The sequence below is a fragment of the Mesorhizobium sp. P2_F5 genome, from assembly GCF_056403715.1.
The window spans coordinates 1-18,836 of record NZ_JBFUEY010000039.1; the positions used below are offsets into that span (position 1 = coordinate 1).

General features: G+C 63.8%; 19 protein-coding genes and 1 pseudogene. 8 read left to right on the forward strand and 12 right to left on the reverse strand.

The window, feature by feature from the left end:
* Positions 1 to 145 (forward strand): annotated as a pseudogene (locus AC1DYO_RS30830) (IS110 family transposase); the annotation flags it as partial.
* On the opposite strand, the gene AC1DYO_RS30835 reads toward AC1DYO_RS30830, so the two are convergent.
* From AC1DYO_RS30835 to AC1DYO_RS30860, 6 genes are all read right to left on the reverse strand, one after another.
* Positions 104 to 793: an alpha/beta hydrolase family protein gene (locus tag AC1DYO_RS30835; RefSeq protein WP_477268279.1), complete on the reverse strand. Its 690-nt coding sequence runs from the start codon at positions 791 to 793 to the stop codon at positions 104 to 106. The pseudogene AC1DYO_RS30830 and the gene AC1DYO_RS30835 sit on opposite strands and share 42 nt — an antisense overlap.
* Before the next feature lie 207 nt (positions 794 to 1,000).
* Positions 1,001 to 2,119 carry a tetratricopeptide repeat protein gene (locus AC1DYO_RS30840; RefSeq protein ID WP_477268281.1) on the reverse strand — a complete coding sequence of 373 codons (1,119 nt, stop codon included), beginning with the start codon at positions 2,117 to 2,119 and terminating at the stop codon, positions 1,001 to 1,003.
* Entirely contained in the window at positions 2,116 to 3,036 is a 921-nt protein-coding gene (gene ku, locus AC1DYO_RS30845) for a non-homologous end joining protein Ku (protein ID WP_477268283.1), read from the reverse strand. Before ku ends, AC1DYO_RS30840 begins: the two co-directional genes overlap by 4 nt.
* A gap of 271 nt (positions 3,037 to 3,307) precedes the next feature.
* Positions 3,308 to 5,797, reverse strand: coding sequence for a DNA ligase D (ligD, locus tag AC1DYO_RS30850; protein WP_477268285.1), 2,490 nt, complete (start codon positions 5,795 to 5,797; stop codon positions 3,308 to 3,310).
* 46 nt (positions 5,798 to 5,843) lie between these two features.
* On the reverse strand, positions 5,844 to 6,068 hold the full coding sequence (locus AC1DYO_RS30855) for a hypothetical protein (RefSeq protein WP_112566525.1): 225 nt from the start codon (positions 6,066 to 6,068) through the stop codon (positions 5,844 to 5,846).
* A gap of 383 nt (positions 6,069 to 6,451) precedes the next feature.
* On the reverse strand, positions 6,452 to 6,628 hold the full coding sequence (locus AC1DYO_RS30860; RefSeq protein WP_477268287.1) for a helix-turn-helix domain-containing protein: 177 nt from the start codon (positions 6,626 to 6,628) through the stop codon (positions 6,452 to 6,454).
* 43 nt (positions 6,629 to 6,671) lie between these two features.
* Here AC1DYO_RS30860 and AC1DYO_RS30865 point away from each other — a divergent pair, with 43 nt between their 5' ends.
* The 6 genes from AC1DYO_RS30865 (at position 6,672) to AC1DYO_RS30890 (ending at position 12,213) form a co-directional block, all read left to right on the forward strand.
* Positions 6,672 to 6,845, forward strand: coding sequence for a hypothetical protein (locus tag AC1DYO_RS30865; protein WP_477268289.1), 174 nt, complete (start codon positions 6,672 to 6,674; stop codon positions 6,843 to 6,845).
* 30 nt (positions 6,846 to 6,875) lie between these two features.
* The gene (locus AC1DYO_RS30870) at positions 6,876 to 7,883 is read left to right on the forward strand and encodes an aldo/keto reductase (protein WP_477268291.1); all 1,008 of its coding nucleotides are present in this window, start codon (positions 6,876 to 6,878) and stop codon (positions 7,881 to 7,883) included.
* Between the two features lie 208 nt (positions 7,884 to 8,091).
* Positions 8,092 to 9,039 carry a substrate-binding domain-containing protein gene (locus AC1DYO_RS30875; protein WP_477268293.1) on the forward strand — a complete coding sequence of 316 codons (948 nt, stop codon included), beginning with the start codon at positions 8,092 to 8,094 and terminating at the stop codon, positions 9,037 to 9,039.
* Between the two features lie 87 nt (positions 9,040 to 9,126).
* On the forward strand, positions 9,127 to 10,692 hold the full coding sequence (locus tag AC1DYO_RS30880; protein ID WP_477268295.1) for a sugar ABC transporter ATP-binding protein: 1,566 nt from the start codon (positions 9,127 to 9,129) through the stop codon (positions 10,690 to 10,692).
* Positions 10,689 to 11,705 carry an ABC transporter permease gene (locus AC1DYO_RS30885; RefSeq protein WP_477268297.1) on the forward strand — a complete coding sequence of 339 codons (1,017 nt, stop codon included), beginning with the start codon at positions 10,689 to 10,691 and terminating at the stop codon, positions 11,703 to 11,705. Before AC1DYO_RS30880 ends, AC1DYO_RS30885 begins: the two co-directional genes overlap by 4 nt.
* Positions 11,706 to 11,715: 10 nt before the next feature.
* On the forward strand, positions 11,716 to 12,213 hold the full coding sequence (locus AC1DYO_RS30890) for an N-acetyltransferase family protein (protein WP_477268298.1): 498 nt from the start codon (positions 11,716 to 11,718) through the stop codon (positions 12,211 to 12,213).
* Between the two features lie 25 nt (positions 12,214 to 12,238).
* Here the strand turns inward: AC1DYO_RS30890 and AC1DYO_RS30895 are convergent, their stop codons facing one another.
* Positions 12,239 to 12,487: a hypothetical protein gene (locus AC1DYO_RS30895; protein WP_477268300.1), complete on the reverse strand. Its 249-nt coding sequence runs from the start codon at positions 12,485 to 12,487 to the stop codon at positions 12,239 to 12,241.
* Between the two features lie 307 nt (positions 12,488 to 12,794).
* Here AC1DYO_RS30895 and AC1DYO_RS30900 point away from each other — a divergent pair, with 307 nt between their 5' ends.
* Positions 12,795 to 13,331, forward strand: coding sequence for an Hsp20/alpha crystallin family protein (locus AC1DYO_RS30900; protein ID WP_477268302.1), 537 nt, complete (start codon positions 12,795 to 12,797; stop codon positions 13,329 to 13,331).
* A gap of 36 nt (positions 13,332 to 13,367) precedes the next feature.
* Here the strand turns inward: AC1DYO_RS30900 and AC1DYO_RS30905 are convergent, their stop codons facing one another.
* The 5 genes from AC1DYO_RS30905 to AC1DYO_RS30925 form a co-directional block, all read right to left on the reverse strand.
* The gene (locus AC1DYO_RS30905; protein WP_477268304.1) at positions 13,368 to 13,997 is read right to left on the reverse strand and encodes a glutathione S-transferase family protein; all 630 of its coding nucleotides are present in this window, start codon (positions 13,995 to 13,997) and stop codon (positions 13,368 to 13,370) included.
* 94 nt (positions 13,998 to 14,091) lie between these two features.
* The gene (locus tag AC1DYO_RS30910; protein WP_477268332.1) at positions 14,092 to 15,102 is read right to left on the reverse strand and encodes a LacI family DNA-binding transcriptional regulator; all 1,011 of its coding nucleotides are present in this window, start codon (positions 15,100 to 15,102) and stop codon (positions 14,092 to 14,094) included.
* A 153-nt stretch (positions 15,103 to 15,255) separates the two neighbouring features.
* Positions 15,256 to 16,269: a zinc-dependent alcohol dehydrogenase family protein gene (locus AC1DYO_RS30915; RefSeq protein WP_477268306.1), complete on the reverse strand. Its 1,014-nt coding sequence runs from the start codon at positions 16,267 to 16,269 to the stop codon at positions 15,256 to 15,258.
* A 36-nt stretch (positions 16,270 to 16,305) separates the two neighbouring features.
* Positions 16,306 to 17,076 (reverse strand): L-iditol 2-dehydrogenase, encoded by a 771-nt coding sequence (locus tag AC1DYO_RS30920; protein WP_477268307.1) that lies wholly within the window; start codon positions 17,074 to 17,076, stop codon positions 16,306 to 16,308.
* Between the two features lie 180 nt (positions 17,077 to 17,256).
* A complete protein-coding gene (locus tag AC1DYO_RS30925) occupies positions 17,257 to 18,576 on the reverse strand; it encodes an ABC transporter substrate-binding protein (RefSeq protein ID WP_477268309.1) in 1,320 nt (439 codons plus the stop codon).
* Positions 18,577 to 18,836 lie beyond the last annotated feature (260 nt).

Consider the following 18,836-nt stretch of genomic DNA (forward strand, 5'->3'; position numbering starts at 1 on the left):
CGGCGGAAAAGGCGAGTTCGCAGCCTTCTACAAACGCCTCATCGCCAACGGCAAAAAGCCAATGGTGGCTATCGCTGCCGTCATGCGAAAGATCGTCGTCACCCTAAACGCAAGGCTTCGAGACGCCGCGATTCCTCAGAGTTGATGACGAAGCCGATGGCCGCGCCGTCCACGCCTTCACAGTCTCGGCCAGCGTCTTCAGATGATCCGCCGTGGAGAAGCCCGATACGCTCTTGCGCGGCTTAAGATCGTGGTCGCCGTCCTCCAGCCAGATCACTTCGATGGCGTCGGAAAGACCGTAGGTCGCAACCTCCTCCCTGGTGCCGAACTCGTCGCGCGTGCCCTGGAAGATCAGTGTCGGCGTCTTGAGATCGGCAAGATGTTTTGTCCTGAGTTGCTCGGGCTTGGCCGGCGGATGGAAGGGATAGCCGAGGCAGATGAGGCCCGAAATTTCGCCCTTGGCAAACATCTCGTCGGCGACCATCGAGGCGACGCGCCCGCCCATCGACTTGCCGCCGATGATGAGCGGGCCGGTGACGCCCGTCGCCCGGAGATCGGCGATCGCCTTGATGTATTCGGGGTTCACCGTCTCGGCGCGCGGCGGCGGCTTGCGCTGGCCGTAACGGCGCGCCGCCATGTAGTGGAATTCGAAGCGCGCGACCTGGAAGCTGGCCGCGGCGAGCGCCTTGGCCGTGGCGGTCATCGAGGGCGAGTCCATCGACGCGCCGGCGCCGTGGGCGAGCAGGATGGTGACGGGAGCGGTGTCGAAGCCGTCGAAGAGGAAGGTGGTCATGGAGTGGCCATCGTAGAGAGACCGAGTTCCGTCACACCCCCCTCTGTCCTGCCGGACATCTTCCCCTCAAGGGGGGAGATTAGCAGCATCCGCGCCGTACCCAATTTCCAGCGACCGCCGTTGGCGAAGCCGCAGGTGACAGCCAATCTCCCCCCTTGAGGGGAAGATGTCCGGCAGGACAGAGGGGGGTGTTCACGCGCTAACATCTCACCCCGCCGTCCGCGTCGTCTGCAAATCCACGAACTGTATCCCCTTGGCCGCCATCCGCGCCCAATCGGAGTCGGCGTCGAGTTCGAGATAGCGCACCCAGTGGTGGCGGGCTTCAGTCAGATTGCCGGCGTCGAACTCGAGCCGGGCGAGGTTGAAGACGGGGTCGGCGTAGCTCTTGTCGAGCGCGATGGCCTTGACCAGATGCCGGCGGGCGGAGGCGATCTTGCCTTCGTCGCTCATCAGGCCGGCGAGGTTGAACCAGGCTTCGACGAAGCCGGGATCGAGTTTGATCGCGCGGGCATAGTCGTGCGCGGCTTCGGCTGTACGGCCGGCGCCGCGCAGGCAGTTGGCGCGGTTGAAGGCCGCGATCGCATCGGTCGGGTCGATCGCCAGGCAGCGCTGATAGAGGGCTGCCGCTTCGTCTTGCCGGCCCTCCTCTTCCGCGCCCTCGGCCTCAGCGAAAAGGTCTTCCAGCGTGTCGTCTTCCGGCGAGCCGAGGTCGAACAGCAACTGGCCGTCCAGCTCGCTCTGGCCATCCTCCAGATAGATCTGATCGGGCCGGCCATGCTGCGAACCGACATTGAGCGATTTGGCGGTGAGCGAGGCGACCGGGCCTGAGCGGTGCACCGAGCGCGCAATCGCGCCCCACGAGGCGCCACCGGCGACCAGCCCGGCATATTTGCGGGCAAGGATCAGGTCGCGGAAGGAGTAGGGTTCGCAATCATGCTCGAATGCGTCGAACAGGCTGAGCAGGTCGAGGTCGGCGCCCGACAGTTTTGACTGGTCGATCAGCGACTGCCTGGACAGCGACGACGCTTCCGGCGCGTTCATCAGGCCGAGCAGGCGAAGGAAGCCGTTTTCGCTAAGGAGCGTTCGCCCGGCGGCGCGCTCGGCAGCAACGCGGCGCTCGATCTCGGTATCGCCGGTCTTCGCCATGCCGGCCTTGGCGAGCAAAGTGCGCCCGAACACGACCTGCGTGGTACGCCTGGTGACGCCGCGCCGCAGCTGGCCGTGCTGGCGCTCGACCTCGCGCGCGGCGAGCCGCAACGGAAATGCCGCCAGCGCGCCGATGGTGCCGAAGACGGCGCCCGGGATTATTCCGGTCGGCGCCGTCACCCCTTGCTCTTGCCGACGGCCTTGAGCAAATTGGCCTTCAACGGGTTTTCCTTGGCCGCCCCTGCCCCAGCCTTGGCAGCAGTAGCCTTGGCGGCCGGCTTCTCAGCCTCATCGGCCTTGCTCTTCGACTTGGCCGGCGGCTTGGCCGATTGCGACAGGCTCGCCTTCAACGCATCCATCAGGTTGATGACATTGCCGCGTTCAGGAGCGGCCGCAATGATCGGCTTGTGGCCTTTGAGCTTCTCGCGGATCATCGTCATCAGCGCGATCTCGTAGCGATCCTCATAGTTCTTCGGGTCGAAGGTGGTTTCCTTCTGCTTGATCAGCGCTTCCGCGAGCTGCAGCATTTCGGCGTCGGGCTTGCCTGCCGGGATGTTGCCGAAATATTCAGCCGTGCCGCGCACTTCGTTCGGGTTCCTCAAGGTACACACGAACATGCCGTTTTCGCGCGCGCCGATCGTCACCACGCGCTCGCGGCTGGACAGGACAAGGCGGGCAATCGCCAGCTTGCCGGATTTGCGCATCGCTTCGCGCAGCACGGCGAAGGTTTCCTCGGCCATGGCGCCATCCGGGGCCATGTAGTACGGCGCGTCCTGGTAGATGACGTCGACCTCGTCTTCGTCGACGAAGGCCTCGATGTTCATCGTGTGGTTGGATTCGATGCGCACTGCTTCGAGGTCGGCATCATCGATGATGATGTACTGCTTGTCCTCGTACTCGTAGCCCTTGACCAGATCCGCACGCTCGACCAGGCCGAGCTCAGGGTCGACCGGCTTCATGTTGATGCGGTTGTGGGTCTTCTTGTGCAGCTGATTGAACGAGATGCGCTCGCTGGTCGTCGTTGCCGGATAGAGCCGGACCGGACAGCTGACGAGGCTGAGCTTGAGGTAACCTTTCCAACTTGCCCTGGGCGCCATGATTTACTCCTACGCGGCCATGCACTGACATTCAGATTGAGCATGATCTTATCCGAAAACCGGTTCCCACTTTTCGGGATCATGCTCTCTGCAGTGCTGTTCGTCCGGAGGACGAATGGCGCTGCGAAAATCCTACACCGGCCCCAAACATACCGGCAAATTCCTGACGAAACCTTCCGGGCGGATTGGAGGGGCGCTTGGCAGAATAATTCAAATTGTCGGAAGCGTCGATGGACTTGGGTTCCTCTCCCCATTTCATGGGGCGAGGAACCTAGATCTTGAACACCGGCAAATCCCGGGCGAAATCCTCCATGTCCGCCCACGGATCGCCCGACGTCGCCAACAGGCCCGGCAGCGAGGAATAGTTCAGATCCTGCGGCGCATCGATCGTCTCCAGGTCGCTCCAGCTTACCGGCGTCGATGCCGGCAGGTTGGTGCGGGCGCGCAGCGAATACGGGGCGGCGGAGGTATGGCCGCGGGCATTGCGGTGATAGTCGATGAAGATACGGCGCTTGCGATTTTCCTTGCCCATGGTGGTGGTGAAAGTGTCGGGGGCGCTGGCCGCCAGATGGGTGGAGATGGCGCTGGTCGCCTGGTGCAGCTTCTTCCAGTTCTGCTTTTGCGTCACCGGCACCGATATATGGATGCCGCTGCCGCCGGATGTTTTGGCGAACGGCACGAGGCCGAGCCGCTCCAGCTCGCCCTTGATGTGGACGGCCGCCTCGACCACTTCGCGCCAGGTGATGCCCTCGCCCGGATCGAGGTCGAAGACGATCAGATCGGGCTTGTCGAGACTGATGCGGTGCGTGCCCCAGGTGTGGAACTCGACGACGCCGAACTGCGCCAGCGCCAGATAGCCTTTGGCGCCCTCGACCGACAGGAAGGACTTGGTCTCGCCCTCGGAATTGACGGTTTCGAACGTCACCACCGAGGGCGGCATGCCGGTGAAGGCGTGGCGCTGGAAGAAACAGTCCTTGGGCAGGCCGGTCGGACAACGCACCAGCGACACCGGGCGGCCCATAATGTGCGGCAGCATGAAATCGCCAACCAGCGCGTAGTAGACGGCGATATCGAGCTTGGTCGGTCCGGTCTTGCCGAACAGCCGCCGCTCCGGATTGGTCACCCAGATGGTGGCGAGATCGGCCTCTGCGATCAGGCGCTTGCGCCTGGGTGACACCGGCGTCGACAGGCCGACATCGCGCAGGCCGCGAAACACGCCGTGGCGCAGAGAATTGTCCGCCGTGCGGTTGGCATAGTGGATGCGAGCCGAAAGCAGCGGCCGCACCCATTTCATATCGCGCATGATTTCGCGCGGCACACCCTCGGGCGCTGTGGCGCCATCGCGCAGCGGCTCCAGTCGGGCCAGCAAGTCGCCCGCGGTTGCGGCATCGAAGCCGGTGCCGACCTTGCCGCGATAATGCAGTTCGCCATCCGCGAATTCGGCCATGCCGAGCGCCGCCAGCCCTTCGGCCGCGGTGGAGACGGTGTAGCCGGCGATGACGAAATCGCCCTTCTGCAGCGCCTTGACCTTGGTCCAGCTCTTGGTGCGGCCGCTCTGGTAAATGGCGTTGGCGCGCTTGGAGACGATGCCTTCCAGCCCGTGTTCGGTCGCCTGATCGTAAAGCCCTTGCCCATCGCCCTCGACATGGTCGCTCAACTGGATGGCCGAGTTGGCGCCCATCCCTGCGAGCAGCTCCGCGAGCAGGGTTTTGCGCTTTGCGAGCGGCGCCTTGCGCAGGTCCCAGCCGTCGAGATGCAGCAGGTCGAAGGCATAGAAATGCAATTTTGAGCCCGCACCCGCCGACAGCGCATCCTGCAGCAGCGCGAAGCGGGAAATCCCCTTCTCGTCCAGCACCATGATCTCGCCGTCGATGATCGCCTGGCTGAGCGGCAGCCGCGAAAACGCCTGCGGCAGGTCACCATAGCGCTTTGTCCAGTCGATGCCGCCGCGGGTGATTAGCCTGACCTCGCCGTCGACGATATGCGCCATGGTGCGATAGCCGTCGAATTTTATTTCGTGCAGCCAGAGTTCGCCTGTGTCTTCCACCGGCCCGCCGGGCGGCTTCGGCACCTGGGTTGCAAGTTGCGGCTCGATGCGCGAAGGCGGATCGCCCCTGACAGCGCCGGGCAGAGCGCCGGGTTTCAACGAACCGGGTCTGGGCGGCAGGCGCGCCGGCTTCTTCGGCGGCGCCACCAGCTCCTCGATGCGCTTGCCGGACTTCACGCTTTCCGGCCGCGCTTCCAGAATATCGAGCTCGGGATCGGAGGCGAGATCGCGCTCCTTGAACAACAGCCAGTTCTTCTTGTTCTCGTCCTCGCCCGGCTTCGGCTTAAGCCGGGTCAGCATCCAGCCGCCATTGAGCTTTTCGCCGGCCAACCGGAACTTGAAAGCGCCGGTGCGCAAACTCTTGTCGACATCGTCCATCGGCGCCCAGGTGCCGGTGTCCCAGACGATCATCGGCCCGCCGCCATATTCGCCTTCAGGAATGACGCCCTCGAAGTCGATATATTCGAGCGGATGGTCCTCGGTCTCGACCGCGAGGCGCTTGTCGGCCGGGTTGAGCGAGGGACCGCGCGGCACCGCCCAGCTTTTCAGCACGCCGCCGACCTGCAGGCGCAAATCGTAATGGTCGGCGGTGGCATGATGCTTGTGGACGACGAAGCGGTTGCCGTCGCTTGAAATGAGGCCACCCGCCGGTTCGGGCGTCTTCGAAAATTCGCGCTTGGCGCGATAGGCTTTGAGCTTGGGCGGGGTGGTCATGTCCGCATGCTAGGCGGGATGCGGCGGCTGCTCAATCGATGGCAGCTCAATCGTCGGTGGCCGGCGTCAGGTCGAGCTCGGCCGGGGATAGACCGCCCTGGAGCTGGCTCAGCCGGAATTCATCGACCCAGTAAGCCTCGCCATCGACCAGCACGCGGGCCGAGTAGACGCCGCCGGAAAAGCTTTGCGCGGTGACATAGACCTTGTGGCGGTCGAGCGCCTTGCGCACCGCAGCGCGCTTGGAATTCTGGCTGGATGTAGGACTGACCATGCGACGCTCATACCCAACAGCCGCAGGACACAACGGCTACCTAAGGATGCTGGAGATCAAGCGCTCTGTCAATTTTGACTGCTTGCCAGCGTCAGGCGGCCTTCCGCTGTATCAGACTGGCCAGAACGGTGCGCATTCCCGAATACGATGGGCCGCCAATTTTCACTTCCCAATCTGTGTTGCGTTTCCGAGGGTGCTTCACGCTCCGCAACGCTGCGCGGAATGTGTCCGGGTCAACACCTACAGTTCGAGCCATATCTTCCGCGGTTGTGCGATTGGCGATCATGTCGTCTCCTATGCTTTCCACTAAGCATATAGGGCTTTTGTACAATTCGACCAAGGAATTAGGGCGTTTGCTCGAATTTCAAACTGAGACACTACCTTTATTCCGCCGCCAACTCGCGCCGCGCTCTCACCGTGCTGCGATAGATCTTCGGCGCGCTGCCAGTGACGCGCTTGAAGGCATTGGAAAAGACGCTGTCGGAGGAATAGCCGAGTCGGCGAGCGATGCCGGAGACGGCGATGTTGTCCTCGCGCAACGCCCGTTCGGCCAGCCGCATACGTCATTGCGTGAGATAGGCGAGCGGCGCCAAGCCGGCACGCATGGGCGGCGTCTATAGCGAGAACGTCGATATCGCGCCTATCCGAAACCAAGATGGCGGCGTGCTGCCAATGCAAGCGGGCGTCCGGCTGACTGGCACGCTGGGCGTGATGTCCTATGCGATCGATGCGGAATCCGCCGACCGGCTATGGAAGTTGAGCGAGCGGCTTCTATAGTTCTGTCTGTCGTCCCGGAGATCACAGACAATGACCCTAAGCACCCGCAAACTCGGCAGCCAGGGGCTGCAGGTCTCGGCGATTGGCCTCGGCTGCATGGGCATGAGTCAGTCTTATGGCCCGGCCGACGAGGTGGAATCGATCGCCACCTTGCACCGCGCCATCGAACTCGGCTGCACCTTCCTCGACACGGCCGAGGTCTACGGCGCCTATGCCAATGAAGAATTGCTCGGGCGGGCGCTGAAGGGTCGGCGTGGCAAGGTGACCCTTGCTACCAAATTCGGCTTCCGCATCGAAAACGGCAGACAGGTCGGCACGGAGCGCGACAGCCGGCCGGCGCATATCCGTGAGGCGCTGGAGGGCTCGCTGAAGCGGCTCGGCACCGACCATGTCGACCTCTACTACCAGCACCGCGTCGATCCGGCGGTTCCCATGGAAGACGTCGCCGGCACGATCGGCCGGCTGGTCGCCGAGGGCAAAGTGCGCTTCTTCGGCCTGTCGGAGGCGGGCGCAGCCAACATCAGCCGCGCGCATGCGGTGCATCCGGTGTCGGCGCTGCAGAGCGAATATTCGCTGTGGGAGCGTAACCTGGAGCCGGAGATCATCCCGCTGCTCAAAGAGCTCGGCATCGGCCTGGTGCCGTTCGCACCGCTCGGCCGCGGTTTTCTCGCCGGCGATGTCAAGCGCGCCGAGGATTATCCCGAGGGCGATTTCCGGCGCGGCGACCCGCGCTATCAGGGCACCAATTACGACGCCAACGTCGCGGCTGCGGCCACAGTGCAGGAAGTGGCGAGCGCCAAGGGGGTGAAACCCGCACAGATCGCGCTGGCCTGGGTGCTGCAGAAGGGCAATGACTTCGGCATCGACATCGTGCCGATCCCCGGCACCAAGCGGCGCAAGTACCTGGAGGAGAACGTCTCGGCGGCCGCGCTGAAACTCGACCCCGCCGAGATGGCCGCGCTCGATGCAGCACTTGCGCCCGGCAAGGTCTCAGGCCCGCGCTACAATGAGCGGGTGATGACGACGATCGACCGGTAGCGGCACAGTCCCACCCGTTCTTGCGTAATCGATTTTCCTTGGCTAGCATCCCCGCGTCGGCGCCGAGCGGAGGAGACGTGCGGTGGACCGGCTGGAGCGCCGTCGCGTCCCGTTTGGGCGCTCACAGGACACTCCATTTTTGAATCGACGCAAGATGGCCCCGAACCGCTCCCGGTTCGGGGGTCCTGCGCTTTGTGGAGGATACCAGATGAACAGACGTGAATTTCTGCTGTCGACGGTGGCGACCGGCGCAATGGCGCTGGCCGCGCCCGCCGCCTTCGCCGCCGACAAGCTGACCATACTCGGTTCGGTGCCAAATCTCGGCTTTCCGTTCTTCGTGCACATGCTGAACGAGATCAAGGCGGAGGCGCAGGCGCAAGGCGTCAACCTGACCGAGAGCGACGGCCAGAACTCGGCGCCGAAGCAGACGGCCGATATCGAGGCGGCACTGGTGCAGAAGGTCAACGCCATCGTCATCTCGCCGCTTGACGTCAACGCGCTGGCGCCGGCGATCGAGGAAGCAGTCAAGGCCGGCGTTCCCGTGGTCACCATCGACCGCCGCGTCGATGGCGTCGAAGGCATTCTCGCCCATGTCGGCGCCGACAACGTCAAGGGCGGCGAGGCCGAGGCGCAGGCCATGGTGGCGGCGTTCCCGAACGGCGCCAAGCTGTTCCATCTGCAGGGTCAGCCGGGCGCCGGTCCGGCGATTGACCGCAACAAGGGCGTGCATAACGTGCTCGATCCGCTCAAGGACAAATACCAGATCATCTTCGAGCAGACCGCCAACTTCGCCCGCGCCGAAGCGCTATCGGTGACCGAGGCCGGCCTTGCCGCCAACGGCAAGCCGGACGCCATCATCTGCGCCAATGACGACATGGCGCTCGGCGCGCTCGAGGCATGTGCCGCGCGCAACTTCAACGACGTCAAGATCTACGGCTTCGACGCGCTGCCGGAAGCACTCGTCGCCGTGCGTGACGGCAAGCTCGCCGGCACGGTCGAGCAGTTCCCTGGCCAGCAGTCGCGCACCGCGGTGCAGATCGCGGTCGCCTTCGCCAGGGACAAGACCGAGCCGAAGGAAAAGCTGGTGCTGTTGACGCCGATCGTCATCGGCAAGGACAATCTCGACAAGGCCGAGAGGCTGAACGAGACGAAGTAGGGGTGAAAGGCAAGTGCATGACGGAGGGAGGTCGCGCTTTGTCGCGCCTCTCTCTGTCCTGTCGCAATCCGGGAGCCACCCTTGTCCATGGCTGAAGCCACCGCATCATCGCCCCCGCTCCTTTCCGTCGAAGGCGTGACCAAGCATTTCTCCGGCGTCACCGCGCTCAGCGACGTTTCGCTCGAGGTCCGGCCCGGCGAGATCCTCGGCCTGCTCGGCGAGAACGGCGCCGGCAAGTCGACGCTGTTGAAAATCCTGTCCGGCGTGATGCCGCCGTCGAGCGGCCACATCGTCTTCGACGGCGCCGACTACGCGCCCTCCAGTCCGCAGGACGCCAAGCGCCATGGCATCGTCACCATCTATCAGGAACTCAGCCTGATCCCGACGCTGACGGTAGCGGAAAACATTTTTATCGGCCGCGCGCCGCTCGGGCCGCTCGGGCTGGTCAGCTGGCGCAAGATGGAGGACGCCTCGCGCGCGATCATCGCTCGCGTCGGCCTCGCCATCGATCCATCGACGCCGGTGTCGTCGCTGTCGGTGGCCGAGCAGCAGCTGGTCGAGATCGCCCGCGCTTTGTCGCTGAAAAGCCGCCTCATTATCATGGACGAGCCGACCTCGGCGCTGACCGAGACCGAGGTGCAGAAGCTGATGTCGATCATGGACCGGCTGCGCAAAGACGGCGTCGCCATCATGTTCGTCACCCATCGGCTGGAAGAGGCGTCGGCTATCTGCGACCGCATGACCGTGCTGCGCGACGGCAGGCTGGCCGGCCATCTCGACCGCGACGGCCAGCCGATCAAGATTCCGAAAATCATCGAGAAGATGGTCGGCCGCGCCGCCTCCGAACTCTACGCGCGACCAACGCAGCGCGATGTTGCCGGCGCGGTCAGGCTCTCGGTGCGCGGCTTGCGGACAGTGCGCGATCCGCTGGCGCCGCATGCCATCGTCCTCGAAGGCGTCGATCTCGACCTCAAGGCCGGCGAAATCCTCGGCGTCGCCGGCCTCGTCGGCTCCGGCCGCACCGAGCTTGCCCGGGCCATTTTCGGCGCCGACCGCATCGCTGCCGGCACGATTGCGCTCGACGGCCAGCCGATCGCGCCAGCTTCGCCCGCCGATGCCATCAAACTCGGCATCGGCCTGGTGCCGGAAGACCGCAAGCACCAGGCGATCTTTGCAGCACTTGGCATCCTCAACAATTTCTCCATCGCCTCGCTTGGCCGCTACAGCAATGGCGCCGGCTTCATGGCCGAGCGGCGCGAGCGCGAGGCGCTGGCTGGCTACCGCAAGGCGCTGTCGATCCGCATGGCCTCGCCCGAACAGGCGATCGAGGGCCTGTCGGGCGGCAACCAGCAAAAGGTCATCCTGGCGCGCTGGCTGGCGCGCGACCCAAAGGTGCTGATCGTCGACGAGCCGACGCGCGGCGTCGATGTCGGCGCCAAGGCCGAAGTGCACCAGATCCTGGTGCAATTGGCAGCCCGCGGCATCGCCATCATGATGATCTCGTCGGAACTGCCGGAAGTGCTGGCGGTGTCGGACCGGATCGTCACCATGCGGCGCGGCCGCATCACCGGCGAGATGCCGGGCATCGAGGCGACCGAGGAAAAACTGATGGAACTGATGGCGCTCGACCGGAAGCAGGAAGCGACGCAATGACCAGCACCACCGAACAGACTGAGCGTAGCGGCATCAACATCGCGCGGCTTCTGATGAGCTTTGGGCCGCTGATGTTCCTGGCGGTGCTAATCATCATCTTCACCGTCTTGAAGCCGAGCTTCATCGACCCGATCAACCTGTTCAACATTTTGCGGCAGATCTCGATCACCGGGCTGATCGCGCTCGGCATGACCTTTGTCATCCTCACCGCCGGCATCGATCTCTCGGTCGGCTCGTTGCTCGCCTTCTGCGGCATGGTGGCGGCGGTGGTGGCCAAGGGCGGCGCCGCCAACACGCTGTCGCTGTCGACCTCGGGGACTCAGGGATATGGCTGGTTCGCCGCCCTGCTTGCCGCCGTCATCGTCGGGGCGCTCGCCGGTGGTGTGCAAGGCTTCGCCATCACCCGGCTGAAAGTGCCGCCCTTCGTCGTCACGCTGGGCGGGCTGACGGTGTTTCGCGGCCTGACGCTGACCATCTCCAATGGCGGCCCGATCTCCGGCTTCGACGCCTCGATGCGCTGGTTCGGCACGGGCTTGATCGGGCCGGTGCCGGTGCCGGCGATCATCTTCGCGGTGGCCGCGATCCTGTGCCACATCGTGCTGCGCTACACGCGCTACGGCCGCGCCGTCTATGCCGTCGGCGGCAATGCCGAAGCGGCAAGGCTGTCGGGCCTGCGCGTCGACCGCATCCTGATCTCGGTCTATGTCATCGTCGGCTTCTTCGCCGGGCTGGCCGCCTTCGTGCTGTCGGCAAGACTGAACTCCTCCGAGGCCGTCGCCGGCATCGGTTACGAACTGACGGTGATTTCCGCCGTCGTCATCGGCGGCACTTCGCTGTTCGGCGGCATCGGCTCGGTCGGCGGCACGGTGGTCGGCGCGGCGCTGATCGGTGTGCTGCAGAATGGGCTGCAGTTCAACAATGTCTCGTCCTACACGCAAAGCATCGTCATCGGCCTGATCCTGATCCTGGCGGTGGCCTTCGACCGCTGGCTGAAGTCGCGGGTCAGGCGGTAAGGGTTCGGCGATGGTTCAGATCAGGGCGATGACCGGGAAGGATGTGGCGGCGGTGTCGTGGCTGTTGGGCGAGTCCTGGCGGCGCACCTATTCACCGATCATGGGAGCCGAGACCACCGCCCGGCTCTCCGACGACAAGCATGCGCCCGAGCGGCTGGCGGCCGAATTGCTGGATGACAACAAGATGTCGTTCGTAGCCGAACGGTCGGACGGTTCGATTGCCGGTTATGCGATGGCGGCGATGGACGATCGGGGCGACGTCCTGCTCGACCGGCTGCATATCGACAAGACCGAGTTCGGCAGCGGTCTCGCCACCGACCTGCTGCACGCCGTGCTTGCCGCCCACGCCGGCATTCCCAGCATTGCGTTGGAAGTGATCGAAGGCAACGACCGGGCGATCTCCTTCTACCGCAAGCATGGCTTCGAAGTCGTCGAGCGCCGGCCAGCAGCGCACGGCGTCGGCGGTCACGCCTCGCTGATCATGCGCAGGCTGCTGTCGAGGGCATGAAGGAAGAGAGTCCGAACCCTACTGCCTATTGCCCTAACCCCTGCGCCGCCAGCGCCCGGGGCCCGTCCTCATCCTCCGGCATGTCGAGGATCTCGATCAGCCGCGCCACTTTCGTTCCCGGCAAGGGGCGGCCCTCGTTGAGCAGCGCCTCGTCGGCACCGAGCCAGGCGAAGGCCTCGCGCAGTTCTTCAAGGCTGGCGCCGGTCAGCGCGATGTCGGCAATGACCGCCTCGTCTACCGGCCCCAACACCGAAATGATGTCGTCGCGTGTCATGATGACCTCCATGCAAAGGTGCCGGCCTATCGTCGAGATGCACTCAGCCATAGACCGGCATCGGGGATAAAATCTGCTGCTGGATGGAATCTGGGTCTTGACTTCAGGCCGACAACCTCCAGATCGACATTTGTCGGTTTGCCGAACGGAACCGACACAGGGACCGCCGGCTCTTTGGCCGCCCTGCTTCGAACCCGGAGCGACGGCACGGTTCGACTTGAGAGTCTGCGGATCCAGGCTGAACACACGGATGCGGGGGTTGCCGGCATCGCCTTATGTGACCAGTCGAGAAAAGGAGACCAATAAAATGGCTATTCGTGATCTCATACCCTGGGGCCGGGAAGGCAGTCAGGCCCCGAACTTCTATCGCGAAGGCGAGCGCGATCCCTTCATGAGCTTGCATCGCGAGATGAACCGGCTGTTTGACGATGCGTTGCGCGGCTTCGACACACGGCTGCCGTCGCTCGGCCGGGCCTTTGGCGCAAATGCCAACTGGCCGAGCATGGAAATCTCCGACGGCGAAACCGAAATCCGCGTGACCGCCGAAATCCCGGGCATGGAGGAAAAGGATGTCGAGGTGATGCTCGATGACGGGATGCTGACGCTGCGCGGCGAAAAGCACGCCGAGACCGAGGACAACGACAAGCAGTTCTCCGAGCGCTTCTACGGCCGCTTCGAGCGGCGCATCCCGCTCGGTACCGAAGTCGAGGAGGACAAGGTCCGCGCCGCTTTCCACAATGGCGTGCTCACCGTGACCTTGCCCAAAACCCAGCGAGCCCAGGCCAGATCCAGGCGCATTCCGATCGGTCGCGACAACGCTGGAACCGGCAAGAGCAAGCACTGACAATATCGGCACCGGGCGCCTCGCGCGCCCGGTTACTCATGCGCCGGAATGCGGGTCGATCGCATAGGGATGCACGGGGTAGCCCGGACCGATAGCCTCCTGCACGCGGCCGGTCCAGGCAAAGAATCCCGGATAGTCGGTCAACAGGAAGCCGCAATCCTGCGCCCGATGGCCATAGGCATAGACGGCGATATCCGCGATCGTGAGATCGTCGCCGGCAAGGAAGGGCGTGTCGGCGAGGCTGCGCTCCAGCGCGGCGAGCGTGCGGGCAGCGCCCTCGCGCTTGGCCGTGACCATCGCCTGATTGCGCTCCAGCCTACCGGTCAATGTCCAGAAACGCAGCGAGCCGATGACCGGCTCGACATGATATTGCTCGAAGAACAGCCATTGCATGATTTTGGCGTTGGTGTAGCGGTCGGCCGGCAGCAAGGGTGTGTCTTCGGCGAGATAGATCAGGATCGCATTCGATTCAGCGATCGCGCGGCCATCCTCGAGTTCGAGCACCGGAACTGCGCCGGCCGGATTGAGCTTCAGGAAAGCGTCGGTGTGGCTCTCGCCCTCGAAGATCGAGACCATGCGGCTGTTGTACGGGATCTTGAGCAGCCCGAGCACGACCCGGACTTTCCAGCCATTTTGCGACGGCAGATAATCGTGAAGCGTAAGCATGGTCGTCCTTTCGCAGTGCTCGCAGTCGGATTTGCACACTGCCACAGTACGCGCCACCCGATTCCTGTGCTTGCGGTAATGGACACGCTCCGGTTCAGGCCGAACTCCTCAGCATCAGCTCGGCGTTGAGCAGGATGCGCGCGCTTTCGCGTTGGGCTGCAGGCGACTTTTCATCCAGCCGCTCCAGCAGAAGTTCGATCGCCAGCCGGCCGATCTCGTTGTAGTTCTGCGCCACCGTCGTGATCGGCGGGCAGGCATAGCGCGACAGCGGATGGTCGTCGTGCCCGGCGACCCTGAGGTCGCAATCCGCGCCGTGACCAACCTTCAGACCGAGCTGATAGGCGGCGGCAAGCACGCCGAAGGCAACACGGTCGTTGGCGCAAAGCACGGTCTTTGTCGGGAAGCCTTGCCCCTTCAGGATGCGCAACGCCTCATCGTAACCGAATTTCTCGAAATCCCACGACCGCGCATCGGCGACTGGCACGATGCTCGGCGTCATCTTGAACTGCTGCATGGCCTCGACATAGGCATGCTGCCGCGCCGAGGCGTTGTTGTTGACGAGCGGCATGGCGAAGTAGCAGGGCGGCGCGCCGGACCGGCAGAGATAATCGACGATGAGCCTGAAGCTTTGCCTGTTGTCGGTGCCGACGAAGGAGGAGGTCTCGTCAAGCGGCGAGTCGACATAGATCAGCGGGATGCTCGACCCGAGCTCGGCCAGGATGCGGTGGTGGGACCGCACGCCGAGCGGGGCGATGATGGCGCCGGCGATGTTCATCGACCTGAACGTCTGGATCGCCTGGTCTTCCATTTCGGCGCGCCCGTCGGAGGAGAGCACGAACGCCAGGAAGCCGGCTTCGTTGGCGATCAGCTCGATGCGGCGTGTCAGTGCCATGTAGAACGGATCCGTCGAATTCGGGATGATGACGCCTAAAATGTTGCTGCGGCGGCGGTTGAGATTGACGGCGAACATGCTCGGCCGGAAATCGGATTTCTTCAGCGCGGCCTCGATGGCGCCGCGCGTATTCTTGCGCACCGAGCTGGGGTCGTTGAAATATTTGGAAACCGTGGTGCGGGACAGACCGACAAAGGCCGAGAAGTCCTCCATCGTCCTGATCGTCTTTGCCATCCATGGGCTCCCTGTTCGAACTGCCGTCGCCACTGTCTACTTGAGTCACCTTTTCGCGGAAAGGAGGAGGACCGTTCTTTCCGGGCGCGGGCGCCCGCTTGTGGCTCGTGGGCGTGGCTGCACTGTCAGAAATTACGCTCCCGCGGAAAACTGTACTTTCATCGTCGTTGGGTCGCCGCCGGCTTTGGCGAGGAACGGCAACAGTTCGGCAAGCGGCAGCCGGTGGCTGACCAGCCGTGCCATCGTGCCGTCGTCGCGTTTGAGAATATCGAGCGCCTGCGGGATGTTGCGGTTGAGCGAATGCGACCCCGCCAATCGGATCTGGCGGCGGAATATCTCGAACGGGGTGACCGATATCCTGGCATCGGGAGCGCAGACGCCGAAGATGAGCGCGATGCCGCCATCGGCGGTGAAGCCGATCATGCCCTCGACCACCTTGGCGATGCCGGTGGCGTCGGCGACGAAATCGAAGCCCCGCGCCCGTGCCGAGAGAGCCTGCGATCCCGGCACCAACGGTTCCAGCCCGAGCGCTTCGGCAAAGGCGAGCCGTTGTTCGCTGATGTCGGCGACGGCCACGCTGTTGACACCCTTGGCCCTGAGTGAGAGGGCAAGCAGCAGGCCGATCGGCCCGGCGCCGAAGACCAGCGCGTTGCCGGGCGCGTTCTTGCCGGCCTCGAGCCCAGCGGCACCGAGACCGTTGAGAACACAGGCGAGCGGCTCGGCAAGGGCTGCCGTGGCGAAACCGAGATCGCCAATCCCATGCAGATGGTCGACGGCAACCAAGCTGAACTCGGCAAAACCGCCATCGACGGTGACACCATAGGCTTTCAGGCTGGCGCACAGATTGGTGAGGCCTTTGCCGCAGGCGGGACAATGCCCGCACGGGATGTTGGGATCTACGGCGACCCGGTCGCCGGGCCTGAGGGCGGTGACATCATCGGCGACGGCCTCGACGGTGCCGGCATATTCATGGCCGGGGACCAGCGGAAACGCGCTCTCCCCGTAGCGGCCATGCAGGACCTCAATGTCGGTGTGGCAAAGCCCTGCGGCGCGGACCCGCACCAGAGCGTGCCCCGGCTTGATCTTTGGTAGGTCCAGCTCCGCCATGCCGGCAACGCCAGCGGCGGTAAATCGGATGGCCTTCATTTCAGTCTCCCTTGGCGATGCGGTTCGGAGAGCGCTTCAGCTCATCCAGTTGCCGCCATCGACGTTGTAGGTCTGCGCCAGAATGTAGTCGCTGTCGGACGAGGCCAGGAAGACGGCGAGCCCGGCAATATCCTCGGGCTGCGCAAAGCGGCCGATCGGGACCGACTTTGCGACAGCGGCCTTCTTCTCGCCGGGCTTCAGGCCCTCCCAGCGGGCGAAGTGGGCGTCGACGACGTCCCAATGCTCGCCGTCGACGACGCCGGGCGCGATGGCATTGACGTTGATGCCGTGCTTGACCAGCGCCAATGCCGCCGACTGCGTCGCCGAGATGATCGCTGCCTTGGAGGCGCAGTAAAGTGTCACCAGCGCCTCACCTCGGCGGCCGGCCTGACTCGCCATGTTGATGATCTTGCCGCCGCGGCCGCGCGCGATCATCACATTGGCCACCGCCTTCATCATGAACAGCGGCCCCTTGAGATTGATGGCAAACACCCTGTCGTAGCTCTCTTCGGTGATCTCGGTGATCGGCGCCATGTCGAAGATCGCCGCGTTGTTGACCAGGATGTCGATACCGCCGAAATCGTGATCGACCTCGGCGACAATCCTGTCGATCGCTGCGAGGTCGGTGACGTCGAGCTTGACGGCGCTGGCCGAAGCACCGATCGCGGCGGCCGCCCGCGTCGCACGCTCGATGTCGATATCGGCGATCACCACGGTGGCGCCTTCGCGCGCATAGGCTTGCGCGAAGCCGAGGCCAATGCCGCGCGCACCGCCGGTTATCAGGGCAATCTTGTTCTTCAATCTCATTTCAATTTTTTCCGCGTTTCTCGAAAAGATGTACCGCCAAATGGCGACTTTCGTCGCCTGCAAGGAAAGCACGGACCCGCTGTGGACGGGTCCGTGCATCCTCCGGGCCTGCTGCAATGGGAGGTTTTTCAGGCCCGGATCGCCAGGGACGGCACACGCACCGTCCCGGCTTGAACGCGCCTATTTGATGTAACCCGCCTCCGTCATCGTCTTCTCCACCGCGGCCTGGGCGCCGTTGAGTACATCATCGACCGACTGCTGGCCGGTGACCGCTGCGGCAATCGCCTGACCGACCTCGGTTCCGATGCCCTGGAATTCGGGGATGGCGACGAACTGGATGCCGGTATAGGGAACCGGATCCTTGGTCTGCTTGGTCGGATCGGCGGATTCGATCGCCGAGAGCACCGTCGCGGCGAAAGGTGCTGCCTTCTGGTAGTCGGCGCTGGCATAGGTGGACTTGCGCGTTCCCGGAGGCGCCGCGACCCAGCCTTCCGTCTCACCGACGCGCTGGACATAGGCTTTCGAAGTCGCCCATTTGACGAAGGACTTTGCTGTATCCGCCTTCTTGGTCGAGGTCGGGATGGCGAGGCTCCATGCCCAGCCCCAGGCCGAGCCGTTCGGCGTCACCGCCACCGGCGCCTTGGCGAAAGCAACCTTGTCGGCAACCTGGCTTTGCTTCGGATCATAGACACGACCCGCCGCGGACGTGGCGTCGATCCACATGGCGCAATGGCCGGACGCGAACAAGGTCTGGTTCTCGTTGAAACCGTTGGAGCTGATGCCCGGAGGTCCATCCTTCTTCATCGTGTCGACATACCAGCCGATCGCCTTCTTCCACTCGGGTGAATTGAGCTGCGGCTTCCAGTCCATGTCGAACCAGCGGCCGCCGAACGTGTTCACGAGCGTGCCGAGGAATGCCATGTTCTCGCCCCAGCCCGGCTTGCCGCGCAGGCACAGACCATACTGTTCCTTCGACTTGTCGGTGAGCTTGTCGGCGAATTCCGTGATCTGGTCATAGGTCGGCTGCTCCGGCATCTTCAGGCCGGCTGCGTCGAAAAGATCCTTGCGGTAGAGTGTAAACGAGCTTTCGGCATAGAAGGGCACGGCGTAGAGGTTGCCATCGACCGTCAGGCCGCTGCGGACCGGCGCGATCAGATCGTCATAGTCGTAGTCGTCACCGAGATCGTTGAGCGGCGTGAGCCAACCGCTCTTGCCCCAGATCGGCGTCTCATAGCCGCCGATGGTCAGCACGTCGAACTGTCCGCCCTTGGTGGCGATGTCGGTGGTGACCCGTTCGCGCAGCACGTTTTCCTCCAGCACCACCCAGTTGACCTTGTTGCCTGTCGCCTTCTCCCATTCTGGCGACAGCTTCTGCATGATGATCATGTCGCCATTGTTGACCGTCGCAACCGTGATCTCCTCGGACAGGGCGGCACCCGCCGCCAGTGCCGAAGCAGCGACCGACAGGCCAAGAAATCCTATACGCTTACCAATTGGCATTTCGTCTCCTCCTTTACGAATGCGCATGTGTAAGTGAACATGCGTGTATATTTTATTGCGCTTGAAGACAGCCGAGTCAAGCTGTGCAGGGCCCGATATTTGGCACCTCGCCAAAGCTCGGCGGATAGCGGATCGCCATATTGCGCTTTTGGAAAACCCCGCGCGTTGCAAATAAAGTGAACGTACGTGTAGTTCTTGTTGACTTCGCTCTCGGCGCGATTTACCTCGGCCACAACAGGGCGCTATCGTCGCACGCCGCC